Genomic DNA, 13475 nt, shown 5'->3' with positions numbered 1-13475 from the left:
TGTAAAGAAAAAAGCGAGGTGAATGAGAGTGAGCAAATTTTTAATACCGTATTCATTTTCTATATTAAGTTTCTTTATTTCAGCAACAGCACTTGATTTATATGATAGGATGGGAAACAATAGTGAGCTGGTTTCGCCGAACATAATTGGAAAGATAATTCAATCTACTGCGCAAATGGGAGTCCTTACATTGTATTTCGGAGTACCTATTATTTTAGGTGGCTGTCTACTTGGTGAGCTATTGTTTAGAGGTATCATTTTACGATTTAAACTCAGCTATATTATATCTTTATTATTATATCTACTTTTAGCTTTTAGTATTGTTTTCGTAACGGTAGGCATTCCAACTACATATGAAGATTCTAATACATTTTTCATGGGGATAACTATGATTTGTGCTGTGACATTCTTTATGGGCCGGAATATATGGGAGAAAAAAGAAATGAATAATGGAGTAACAGAATGAAATATACATGTCCGTGCTGCGGGTATAGAACAATAGAAGAAGAACCACCAGGTACATATGAAATTTGTAATATATGTTACTGGGAAGATGATGAGGTACAGTTTAACAATCCTGACTTTGAAGGCGGTGCAAATGAAGTCTCGTTAAGACAAGCACAGAAAAATTTTATTGTATTTGGTGCTTGCGAGGAATGTTTTATTGGATTAGTTAGAAAACCGACTAGTGAAGATGTGAAGGATGCTAGTTGGCAGCGAATTTGTTAAGTGAAATGTTATTACTCAATTCAATGGGAGTAATAACATTTTTTATTTAGTGCTGAAAGAATTACTGCCGTCTTATAAGGTAATAAGAAGGACTAAATTGGTAAATTTTATTAATGGATATATTTTCAATAAATACAAAAGTATAGATGTATAGTCAGCTTTGTGTGTTTAATGTTATCATATTGAATGATATGGAAATTTTTAATAGAATAAGTAACTAAAAATTCAAAGGTAATGAAGCTTTTGTTGTATAAAGAAAATACTTAGTAGTAATCAACAATATTAAAAATAAGATTCGTATTTATATAAATTTAGTAGAAATGGGGTTTTAAAAAGGAATGAGTATAAGCATAACGCGGCAAAAGATTTTGGCGGCCGCTTCTCAAATTGTGCAATGTAAAGGGGTTGCTAAATTAACCTTAGAAGCAGTGGCAAAAGAGGCGGGTGTAAGTAAAGGTGGATTATTGTATCACTTTTCAAATAAAGAAGCTTTAATAGAAGGTATGATAGTCAGAGGGGTAGAGGATTATGAAGGGGCCATTTACAATAAAGTTGCGGAAGACGCAGAGAAGAAAGGGAGATGGGTTCGCTCTTTTGTAGAGGAAAGATTAAATAATGAGAGAAGAACAGAAGAGTTATCTAGTAGTATGATGGCAGCATTCATGTTAAAACCTGAATTACTTGAGCCATTACAACAATCATTTCAGCAACTGCAAAAGAATATAGAAAACGATGAGATAGATGCAGTTTGTGCAACAATTATTAGATTAGCAGCAGATGGATTATGGTATTCGGAATATTTAGGGGTTGGAAGACTAAGCCCCGAGTTAAGAGAAAAAGTGATTCAAGCTCTTATTAGAAATTCATATAAATAGAATATACGAACTATATAATGTGAAAATAATTCACCGTTGCTTCTTTAATGTAGTGGTGAATTATTTTTTTATTAGAAAAATAGAACAATTTTATAGAGTATTGAATTATAACCGTCCAGACGGTATAGTAATATTTGGTTTAAGAGGAAAATGAAACAAAAAAAGAATAAAAGATATTTTTAGCACACTATTCGAAAGGATAGGCCGCAAAGCTTAGAGTCTACGGTAATACATATTGGTTACTAAGATCGTCTGGTTGCACATTTTTGATGCAACCGGACGGTCTTTTTTTGTTATATAAATATAAAAAATAGGAGGGAACTATGCAAATGAAAAGTACTAAAAGACATATTTCAATGGTTTCATTAGTTTTTCTAGTATTATTTTCAGTGCTGAATGTGTGGGCTCCAGTTATTCAAGCTGCTGTGATGAAAAGTCCAGTGGACGAAATTAATATTTCCCGTACTGATGGCACGACATCTGAACCGTATCAAGCCTCAGATGGTATGAAAGTAGAAGTGAAGTGGTCAGCTAAAGAAAAAATAAAAAGTGGAGATCAATTCACAATTGATATGCCAAAAGAGTTTCGAAAAGACCTTATGAATATGAGTTTTCCTTTAAAAGATGCTGAAGGAAAAACAGTTGGTACATGTGAGATGAAAAAGGGTCTATTAACGTGTACTATGGGGGATTACGTAGAAGGAAAGAATAACATTAAAGGTTCTTTATTCGTAGAATTCTACTTTGGTCTAGAAGCATATGATGGTGTTAAAGAAATTCCATTAGAATTTAACGTTGATGGTCAAATCGTCAATAAAGAAGTAAATGTAAGTAATACGACAGAGAGACCGAAGCCACAGCCCAATACAGATAATCTATTGAAATGGGGTTCTTATAATCAAGAAGATCCTTCGATTGCTGATTGGCTTGTATATGTAAATGCAACTGGAACAGAAATGCAAGATCTTAAATTAACAGATACATTAGGACCTGGGCATGAGTTAATTACAGACAGCGTAGTATTAGAAGAGGCTGTATTTGAAGATGGTTATGCACCAACAAATATTAAGCCAGCAGATTTATCTAACATTAAAATTAATGCAAAAAAGGCTGGATTTACAATTGAGTTTCCAGACAGTTCAAAAGGTTATATTTTAAGATATAAAACAAAGATTACTAATCCTTCTGCAAAGCCTCATAAAAATACTGTGAAATTAGAAGGTAAAAATATTAAAACTGAAGAAAAAGTAGGACAAGTATTCGTAAGTGGTGGGGGAGGAACCGGTTCAGGTGACGATAATCCACCTAGTATTGAAAAAAATATAGTTGATGAGAATGGCAAGCTTGTAGAGAATGAGCAGCTAACACAAATGGATCAAGTGATTCAATACCAAGTTGGTACACATATACCAAACGATCCTCCTAAATACACATCAATGGTAATTCGTGATGATTTAGAAGATGTTTTAGAAGTATTAGAGGCAAAAGTGTATGATCAAAATGGCCAAGATATTACTTCTAAAGGGACGTTAAAGATAGATAAGCAAAGAAGTGAAGTAACATTTACGTTTGGTGAGAATTTTGACTATAAGTCATATGAAGACCAGAGAATCAATCTTAGTATCAAGGCGAAAATTAAAAATAATGCAGACTTATCTTCTTACGTAGATAAGAAGATTCCTAATAAAGCGGAATTACATTTTGATGATAAAACATTAACATCAAAAGAAGTAACTATTACGCCGCCTGAAGCTCCAAAAGACGGTACAGTATCGATTCATAAAATAGATTCTGAGGATCTGAACAAAGGGTTAAAAGGTGCCGAATTTGAAGTTCGAAATAGTGCAAATGAAGTTGTTGCAAAACTGAAAACGGACGAAAAAGGTTTTTCAGTACCTCAAACTTTAGCTCCTGGAACGTATAAAGTTTATGAAACAGTAGCACCAGAAGGATATCAAAAATTAAAAGAACCAGTAGAGGTTACACTTCAAGCTGGAGAAACAAAAACAATTGAAATTAAAAATACTATGCAAAAGGGTCAAATTGAAGTAAAGAAAATTGATTCGGAAAATGGTGAAAAACCATTAGCAAATGCAGAGTTTGATATAGTAAAAGACGGTGTAGTAGTCGAACATATTGTTACAGATAAAGATGGTAAGGCAATCTCTAAACCGTTAGCACCAGGGAAATATATTTTAAAAGAAACGAAAGCGCCTGAAGGCTACCAATTAAAAGAAGCAGAGTTCGAAGTAAATGTAACAGGGGACGGCATATTCCCAATACAAGTGGAAAATGCAATGGTAGACAAAGGTAATATAGAAATTACAAAAGTGGACAAAGAAAACGGAGCAGTATTAGCGGGTGTCGAATTTGAAGTCCAAGATGAGAAAGATGAAGTAGTAAGAAAAGTAGTAACAGATAAAGATGGAAAAGCAAACGTTTCAGATCTATCAGTAGGAAAGTACAAATTAGTAGAGACAAAAAGCTTACCAGGTTATAAAAAGCTAACAGAACCAGTACCATTTGAAATAAAAAAAGGTATGACAAAAGCTTTAGCAATAAAAGTAGAAAATGAGCAGTTAGACAAAGGCTCAGTAGAAATTACAAAAATAGATAAAGATAGCCAAAAAGTACTAGAAGGCGTAGTCTTCGAAGTGCAAGATGAGCAAGGCAAAGTAGTAACAGAAGTAAAAACAGATAAAGATGGTAAAGCAAAAATCTCTGATTTATCAGTAGGAAAGTACAAATTAGTAGAGACGAAAAGTTTACCTGGCTACAAAAAGCTAACAGAACCAGTATCATTCGAAATTACAAAAGGTATGACAACAGTCCTATCATTGAAAGTAGAAAATGAACAGTTAGATAAAGGTTCAGTAGAAATTACAAAAGTAGATAAAGACAACAAAAAAGCATTAAAAGGCGTAGTCTTTGAAGTGCAAGATGAAGCTGGAACAGTAGTAAAGGAAGTAAAAACAGATAAAGATGGTAAAGCAAAAATCTCAGATCTATCAGTAGGAAAGTACAAATTAGTAGAGAAAGAAAGTTTACCAGGCTATAAGAAACTAACAGATCCAGTATTATTTGAAATCAAAAAAGGCATGACTGAAGTTCTATCATTAAAAATAGAAAATGAAATGGTAGATACGGGAAATGTAGAGATAACAAAGATAGATAAAGATAATAAAGCACCGTTAGCGGGAGTAACATTCATCGTCCAAGATGAAAAGGGTAAGGAAGTTACGAAAGTAACGACAGATAAAGAAGGAAAAGCAAATGTTTCAGATTTACCTGTAGGAAAGTATGAATTAGTAGAGGTAGAAAGTTTACCTGGTTATAAAAAGTTAGAAAAACCAGTATCATTTGAAATTAAAAAAGGCATGACTGAGGTTCTATCATTAAAAGTAGAAAATGAAATGGTGGATACAGGGAATGTAGAGATAACAAAAATAGATAAAGATAGTAAAGCTCCATTAGAAAATGTTGTATTTGAAGTACGTGATTCAAAAGGAAAAGTAGTTGCGAAAGTAAAAACGGATAAAGAAGGAAAAGCAAACGTTTCAGATTTATCTATTGGAAAGTATGAGTTGGTAGAAGTAGAAACACCGGCAGGATACAAACCACTAGAAAAGCCAATTTCATTCGAAATTGAAAAGGGTAGAGTAACAGCATTACAATTGACTGTAGAAAATGAATTAGTGGATACAGGAAATGTAGAAATTACAAAAGTAGATAAAGAAAATAAAGATGCTTTAGCTGATGCAGTCTTTGAAATTCAAGATGAAGCAGGACAAGTAGTCGCTAAAATAACGACAGATAAAAAAGGACAAGCACAAGTTACTAATTTATCAGTCGGCACATACAAGTTAGTAGAAGTAAAAGCACCAAAAGGATATAAACAATTAGTAGATCCGATTACTTTCCAAATTGAAAAAGGTATGACAAAATCTCTTGCTTTAACAGTAGAAAACGAAATGTTAGACAAGGGAAATGTGGAAGTAACAAAAGTAGATAAAGATAGTCAAAAAGTATTAGAAGGCGTAGTCTTCGAAGTTCAAGACGACAAAGGCAAAGTAGTAACAGAAGTAACGACAGATAAAGAAGGAAAAGCAAACGTTTCAGATCTATCAGTAGGAAAATACAAATTAGTAGAGAAGAAGAGCTTACCAGGTTACAAAAAATTAACGGAACCAGTATCATTCGAAATCAAAAAAGGTATGACGAAAGTTTTATCATTGAAAGTAGAGAACGAACTGTTAGATAAAGGTTCAGTAGAAATTACAAAAGTAGACAAAGAAAGTGGCGCAGTATTAGCGGGCGTAACATTCGAAGTGCAAGATGAAAAAGATAAAGTAGTAACAAAAGTAACGACAGATAAAGAAGGAAAAGCAACAATTTCAGATTTATCAGTAGGAAAATATAAGCTAGTAGAGGTAGAAAGCTTACCAGGATATAAAAAACTAGCGAAACCAGTATCGTTTGAAATTAAAAAAGGTATGACAGAAGTTTTATCACTAAAAGTAGAGAACGAATTAGTAGATAAAGGCTCAGTAGAAATTACAAAAGTAGATAAAGATAGCCAAAAAGTATTAGAAGGCGTAGTCTTTGAAATCCAAGATGCAGCAGGAAAAGTAGTAACAAAAGTAAAAACAGATAAAGAAGGAAAAGCGAAAATTTCAGATCTATCTGTAGGGAATTACAAACTAGTAGAAGTAGAAAGCTTACCAGGCTACAAAAAGCTAACAGAGCCAGTATCATTCGAAATTAAAAAAGGTATGACAGAAGTCTTATCATTAAAAGTAGAGAATGAACAGTTAGACAAAGGTTCAGTAGAAATCACAAAAGTAGATAAAGATAGCCAAAAAGTATTAGAAGGCGTAGTCTTCGAAGTACAAGATGAGCAAGGTAAAGTAGTAACAGAAGTAACGACAGATAAAGATGGAAAAGTAAACGTTTCAGATCTATCAGTAGGAAAATACAAATTGGTAGAGACGAAGAGCTTACCAGGTTACAAAAAATTAACGGAACCAGTATCATTCGAAATCAAAAAAGGTATGACGAAAGTTTTATCATTGAAAGTAGAGAACGAACTGTTAGATAAAGGTTCAGTAGAGATTACAAAAGTAGACAAAGAAAGTGGCGCAGTATTAGCGGGCGTAACATTCGAAGTGCAAGATGCAGCAGGAAAAGTAGTAACAAAAGTAACAACAGATAAAGAAGGAAAAGCAACAATTTCAGATTTACCAGTAGGAAAATATAAGCTAGTAGAGGTAGAAAGCTTACCAGGATATAAAAAACTAGCGAAACCAGTATCATTCGAAATCAAAAAAGGTATGACAGAAGTTTTATCACTAAAAGTAGAGAACGAATTAGTAGATAAAGGCTCAGTAGAAATTACAAAAGTAGATAAAGATAGTCAAAAAGTATTAGAAGGCGTAGTCTTCGAAGTACAAGACGACAAAGGCAAAGTAGTAACAGAAGTAAAAACATATAAAAATGGTAAAGCAAAAATCTCAGACTTATCTGTAGGAAAGTACAAATTAGTAGAGAAAGAAAGCTTACCAGGCTACAAAAAGCTAACAGAGCCAGTATCATTCGAAATTAAAAAGGGTATGACAGAAGTCTTATCATTAAAAGTAGAGAATGAACAGTTAGACAAAGGTTCAGTAGAAATCACAAAAGTAGATAAAGATAGTCAAAAAGCATTAGAAGGCGTAGTCTTCGAAGTACAAGACGACAAAGGCAAAGTAGTAACAGAAGTAAAAACATATAAAAATGGTAAAGCAAAAATCTCAGACTTATCTGTAGGAAAGTACAAATTAGTAGAGAAAGAAAGCTTACCAGGTTACAAACAATTAACAGAACCAGTATCGTTTGAAATTACAAAAGGTATGACAGAAGTTCTATCATTAAAAATAGAAAATGAAATGGTAGATACGGGAAATGTAGAAATTACAAAAATAGATAAAGATAATAAGGCACCGTTAGCAGGTGTAGTCTTTGAAGTACAAGACGACAAAGGCAAGGTAGTAACGAAAGTAACGACAGATAAAGCTGGAAAAGCAACAGTTTCAGATTTATCAGTAGGAAAGTACAAGCTAGTAGAAGTAGAGAGTTTACCAGGCTACAAAAAATTAGAAAAGCCTGTACCATTTGAAATTACAAAAGGTATGTCAAAATCTTTAGCGTTCACTGTAGAAAATGAAATGGTAGATACGGGGAATGTAGAAATCACAAAAATAGATAAAGACAGTAAAGCACCATTAGAAAATGTTGTATTTGAAGTACGTGACTCAAAAGGAAAAGTAGTTGCGAAAGTAACGACGGATAAAGAAGGAAAAGCAAACGTTTCAGATCTATCAGTAGGAAAATACAAATTAGTAGAGACGAAGAGCTTACCAGGTTACAAAAAGTTAACGGAACCAGTATCATTCGAAATTACAAAAGGTATGACAAAAGTCTTATCATTGAAAGTAGAGAACGAACAGTTAGACAAAGGTGCAGTGGAGATTACAAAAATGGCCGCTGAAAGCAAGGAAGTCTTATCAGGAGCTGTGTTTGAAGTTCATGATGAAAAGGGAAAAGTAGTAGTGAAAGTAACAACAGATAAAGATGGAAAGGCAAAAATCACAGATCTATCTGTAGGTAACTACACACTAGTAGAAGTAGAAGCACCAAAGGGATATGAAAAATTAACTAATCCAATTCCATTTGAAATTACAAATGGAATGATAAATGCAGTTCAATTAGAAGTATTAAACAAATTGAATTATTTAGCACCACCAGGTCCAGAAACACCAGATCCAGAAAAGCCTGGAACACCAGATCCAGAAAAACCTGGAACACCAGATCCAGAAAAACCTGGAACACCAGATCCAGAAAAACCTGGAACACCAGATCCAGAAAAACCTGGAACACCAGATCCAGAAAAGCCTGGAACACCGGATCCGGAGAAACCTGGAACACCGAATCCAGAAAAACCTGGAACACCAGATCTAGAAAAACCTGGAACACCAGATCCAGAAAAGCCAGGGACACCGAATCCAGAGAAACCTGAAAAAGAATTACCGAAGACAGGGCAGAAAATGCCTGTGGAACCATATATGGGAGCACTTCTTGTAATGATGAGTTTTGGGTTACTCGTATTAGGTAGAAAACAGCAGAGATAATAAAGGTGAAAAGGTATCCTCAAAGTATTTGAGGATACCTTTTTTAGCATAAAAAAAAGCATCTAGCAAAAGTACTAGATGCAAATAAAAACACAAGGGAAGACAAAATTCTTCCCTTTTCCCGTATGTAATTATATCAAAAAATTTATAAAAAACTAGCTATATTTAAAATATAATTTTTAAAAAGTTATATACATAAATAATTGCAATACGCGCAGTTTTATCTTTCTGAAAAATCCATTTCTTTAATTTCAAATATTAAGACTAATGTTGATGGATCTTCAGATAATTAGAAAAAATACCCAAAAGGATATATAATATTGCTTAATAAATAATTTTAATGAATTACATATATTTCATTTGGTGTATTAATTGAATATCATAATTTTAAATTTTATTAAGCAAGAATCTCGGTTACTTATTGCATTTCTAACATAGGGTGAGATAGAAAAATACAATAGTGTGGAGGTTTTTATAATGACGTTTGTTCTTAGTAAAATGAATGGGTTTAGCATAGAAGAAAAGGTACATGAATTTGAATCTAAAGGATTCCTTGAAATCTCAAATGAAATCTTTTTACAAGAGGAAGAGAATCATCGTTTATTAACACAAGCACAGTTAGATTATTATAATTTGGAAGATGATGCGTACAGTGAATGCCGTGCTAGATCTTATTCAAGGTATATAAAGTATGTTGATTCACCAGATTATATTTTAGATAATAGTAATGATTACAATTGAGTGTTTTTGAGGAAAAGCACCTGTCCTTTTTTTAGGCTGGTGTTTTTCTCACTATAAACCGAGTTTTTATTGGAGGGGGATTAATTTGCTTCAAAAGAGTTTTAAGCAAGAGAAAACGGTACCGGCCTTAAAGATGATAGCATCAATGGTTATCTTTGGATCAGTTGGATTTTTTTCTGTTCAAACAAACTTACCTTCGTTTGAATTAGTGTTTGTAAGGTGTATTTTTGCGACAATATTTTTAAGTGTATGCTGGTTGCTTACAGGGCAATATAAACAAGATAAATGGGAACGAAAAGAAGTTATTCAAGTTTTAATATGTGGTTTTTTCTTAGTATTTAATTGGGTTTTCTTATTTAAAGCCTTTGAAAATATGTCAGTTACCATTGCTATCTCAGTTTATCATCTTGCACCAGTAATTGTACTGTTAATTGGAAGTATCGTCTTTAAAGAAAAATTAACATTCATATCTATCATTTCAATAATTGTGTGTTTTGCAGGAGCTTTATTAATTGCTGGTATTGATGGAAGCTTCTCTGTCGGCTCATTAATGTCTTCAGGTATGATATGGGGATTTCTTGCAGCTCTCTTTTATGCATTTACAACTTTATTTGGTAAAGGGATTAACAAAATGAGTGCGTATGCAATGACATTTTTACAAACATTCTTGGGGATATTTCTTTTAATACCATTTATAGATTTAGATGCTTTTAGTGGCCTCACTCAAAGTAATTGGACATATATTATAGCTACTGGTTTTATTCACACAGGGATAGTATATTATCTGTTTTTTGATAGTTTACGCTATTTATCTACAAAAACCATCTCAATATTAGTTTTTTTAGATCCGGCAGTGGCAATATTATTAGATACTGTACTTACTGGATTCCGTCCAACTTTAATGCAAATAACAGGAATTCTTTTTATTTTTATTGGCATGACTTTAACATTAAAAAATCTAAAGATAAAAAACTAAGCCAAAAGAAAAGCAAATTGAAAGCGATGCTAGTATATCTCAACAATAATGAAATATATTGTGTATAAAACGATAAACCTTGCATGAATCATGTAAGGTTTATTTTAGTTCAATATAATTCATATTTATAATACATAATTTTCAAAACTGAGGTATGTGTTTCTTTAATATGCTTTTGATTCAACTATTTTTATTTGACTATAAATTTACAAAAATGTATATAAAACCTTATTTTTTGATAATATATAAGTAATAAATTCATAGAATTGGAGTGATGAGATGCAGCCGTTAGAAAGGGAGATTCATTCTAATATGCTGAAAGTGTGGAGGATGCACGCTTTAATTGGGGCGGTAGTTATACTAACAGTCGTAATTGCGTATTTCTTTTTTATGATTAACTTTAACTGGTGGGGCTGGTTGTTCGGACTATTAGTAACAGGAGCTATTACATTTATTCCCCTTGATTATTTTGTGTTTCCAAATTTACGTCAACGCTATTATAGTTACAGATTAAATGAAGAAGAGATTGAGATTCAAAAGGGAATGTTTGTTGTAAAACGCGTACTTATTCCGATGATCCGTGTGCAGCACGTAACGATTGAGCAAGGGCCGATCATGAGAAAGTATAATTTAGCAGAATTACATATTTCAACAGCCGCAACTTCTCATAGTATTCCAGGTTTAACGAAAGAAGAAGCAGAACAGCTGAAAAGACAAATTGGAGAACTTGCGAAAGTGAGTGATAAGGATGTATAAGAGGCAACATCCGATTACGATATTGTTAGGTATTAGGATTGCGAGTTTGTTGCCACTTATTATTCTTGTTTTATTTAAACCTGATGAACAAGTGGAACCTTGGTATTTATTTTATCTTTTTCTTCTGGTTGTTTTATTCATCATGGCTATTTTTTCAGCAATTAAATGGTATTTTAAAGTGTACTGGATTGAGAATAATATTTTACATATAAAGCACGGTGTTTTTGTAAAGAAGGAAAGCTATTTAAATAAAGAGCGTGTACAAAATATTAGTACGTCTTCTAACATCATTTATCAAATGCTCGGACTTATGAAGTTAAATATAGAAGTAGCCGGTGGTGGTAATGAACCAGAAGTGATGTTGGCTGGTATTAAAGAAGACGAGGCAAAACATTTAATTTCTTTATTACATAAGAAAGAAACTACTGTAAAAGAAGAAATAGAAGAGGAAGAAAGCAAGACGGTTTATCAGTTAACAGCGAAAGAGGTTTTAGCCGCAGCGATTACATCTGGTCGGTTCGGACTAGTGTTCTCTGGACTGGTACTTCTTTACACAAAGTTTGATTTTGTTCTTCCTGAAGGATTCACAAGTAAAGTAGAAGCGTATGTGATGGGAAACGGTGTTTATAAACTAATTGTAATTGCATTAATTTTAATGGCAATTTCGTGGATTATTTCCACGGCTGGATATGTGTTGAAATATGCAAACTTTAAAATTGAGCGAAAAGGGGAAGAGATTCGTATCGTTCAAGGATTATTTGAAAAGAAAGAGTTTGTCTTAAAATTGCACCGCATTCAAGCGATTACTGTAAAAGAAGGTATGCTTCGCCAGCCGTTTGGCTATTGTGCTGTTGAAGTGGAAGCAATTCAAAGTATTGGAGCAGCAAGTAACGAAGTAATGTTGCATCCATTTATGAAGAAAAAAGATGTACAGCACCTGATCACATATTTAGAGTTACCATATGAAATCGAAGCGGAGATCGTTCACTTACCAAAAACAGCGTTGCGTCGTTATTTCATTATGGGCTGGTTAATAAGTATCATACTCACAGTTCTAATTGCCAGCGTGAGTATATATTTTAAACAATATATTGCGTTGTTTGTTATTTTACCATTATTTATCGTGTTTTCGTTACTTGCGTATGCTAGATATAAAAGTGGCGGTTATGAATTAAGAGAAAATCAACTAACGGTTGTATATCGTAATTTTTCGAAATATACAGGAATAATGCGAAGAAGACATGTTCAAGCAGTAGGTTATAATCAATCGTATTTTCAAAGAAAAGATGAATTATGTACAACTCTTGTAGCGGTAGCTGGGCGCGGTTATGAAGTAAAGCATATGAGAAAAAAAGATTCACTTCGTATATATAATTGGTACAAAGAAAAAGGAAACACCGGTGTGTAATGGTGTTTCCTTTTTGTCATTAAATTGATATCTTTAGTCGAATCGTTGATATATTTCAAGATATGATAGATATATTCGGAAAATCGTTGATATATTTCAAGATGTGATAGATATATTCGGAAAATCGTTGATATATTCAAAGATATGATAGATATATTCGGAAAATCGTTAATATAATTTCACGTACTGTTAGTGTTGTATTATGTTTTAATTAAACTAACACATCAAAAGTAGTCACAAAAGATGGACGAGAGAAAATACTCTTTTGCTGTTCCGCATGTGGATGCGCTGGAGCTTGTCCTTCTGCTTGCGTGGGACGTTTTTTATGAGCGTTTTCGAATGAACGTGATTCTGTCCAGTCTTTAAAGTTTTGCTCTGTTTCCCACATCGTTAAGATGACGTATGTATCGTTACTTAATGGGCGTAGAACACGGATCGCTTGGAATCCTGGTTCGTTTTCAATAAGGCCTGCGCGGTTTTTAAAACGGTTTTCAAATACAGGGCGACCTTCGTCTGTGACAGAAATGTTGTTACAAACGATATAGCCAGGTTGTCCTTTAAATTCACCGACAGCATCTAGTACGTCATACTGAAGTGAACCTTCTACAGATTCTTCTGTATTTTCTTTATAAAACATATTTTTTTCATCATTTTTTGCAGTGAAATGTGCTTGTTCTAGAGGTGTTTCGTATGAAATAATAGCCTTCATTTTAATGCCCCCTTAATAGTTTGTTTCTATTATATCAACTCTCTTAAAAAACTTCGAAGATTATATACATAAAGATACTTCTTTTTCAAATAATAAATGTACCATCATTTGGAAA

At 33.1% G+C, this 13475-nt stretch carries 7 protein-coding genes, 2 pseudogenes and 1 riboswitch; of the genes and pseudogenes, 8 read left to right on the top strand and 1 reads right to left on the bottom strand.

The features are described from left to right. Positions 1-28: 28 nt before the first annotated feature. From IQ781_RS10255 to IQ781_RS10220, 8 genes and pseudogenes are all read left to right on the top strand, one after another. On the top strand, positions 29-466 hold the full coding sequence (locus IQ781_RS10255; RefSeq protein ID WP_000033012.1) for a hypothetical protein: 438 nt from the start codon (positions 29-31) through the stop codon (positions 464-466). Further along, positions 463-729 (top strand): CPCC family cysteine-rich protein, encoded by a 267-nt coding sequence (locus tag IQ781_RS10250; protein WP_000877842.1) that lies wholly within the window; start codon positions 463-465, stop codon positions 727-729. Before IQ781_RS10255 ends, IQ781_RS10250 begins: the two co-directional genes overlap by 4 nt. A 338-nt stretch (positions 730-1067) precedes the next feature. Beyond that, on the top strand, positions 1068-1604 hold the full coding sequence (locus IQ781_RS10245) for a TetR/AcrR family transcriptional regulator (RefSeq protein ID WP_000028016.1): 537 nt from the start codon (positions 1068-1070) through the stop codon (positions 1602-1604). 171 nt (positions 1605-1775) lie between these two features. Further along, positions 1776-1868, top strand: a riboswitch (cyclic di-GMP riboswitch). A gap of 59 nt (positions 1869-1927) precedes the next feature. Then, positions 1928-8770 carry a SpaA isopeptide-forming pilin-related protein gene (locus IQ781_RS10240; protein WP_242808298.1) on the top strand — a complete coding sequence of 2281 codons (6843 nt, stop codon included), beginning with the start codon at positions 1928-1930 and terminating at the stop codon, positions 8768-8770. 477 nt (positions 8771-9247) lie between these two features. Continuing rightward, positions 9248-9505: pseudogene (locus tag IQ781_RS10235) on the top strand (hypothetical protein); the annotation flags it as partial. A gap of 91 nt (positions 9506-9596) precedes the next feature. After that, positions 9597-10536: pseudogene (locus tag IQ781_RS10230) on the top strand (DMT family transporter). Positions 10537-10766: 230 nt separating this feature from the next. Then, positions 10767-11243 (top strand): PH domain-containing protein, encoded by a 477-nt coding sequence (locus IQ781_RS10225; RefSeq protein WP_001182728.1) that lies wholly within the window; start codon positions 10767-10769, stop codon positions 11241-11243. Next, complete coding sequence (locus tag IQ781_RS10220; RefSeq protein WP_000278131.1) at positions 11236-12651, top strand: PH domain-containing protein; 1416 nt, start codon at positions 11236-11238, stop codon at positions 12649-12651. Before IQ781_RS10225 ends, IQ781_RS10220 begins: the two co-directional genes overlap by 8 nt. Before the next feature lie 211 nt (positions 12652-12862). Here IQ781_RS10220 and hmoB read toward each other — a convergent pair whose 3' ends face one another. Continuing rightward, on the bottom strand, positions 12863-13360 hold the full coding sequence (gene hmoB, locus IQ781_RS10215) for a heme-degrading monooxygenase HmoB (RefSeq protein WP_000644062.1): 498 nt from the start codon (positions 13358-13360) through the stop codon (positions 12863-12865). Positions 13361-13475: the final 115 nt, after the last annotated feature.

Origin of the sequence: Bacillus sp. N447-1 (genome assembly GCF_022701035.1) — a bacterium.
Lineage (GTDB): Bacteria > Bacillota > Bacilli > Bacillales > Bacillaceae_G > Bacillus_A > Bacillus_A cereus.
Note: the sequence above shows the minus strand (reverse complement) of the source record. Positions and strands in the feature narration are given on the sequence as shown.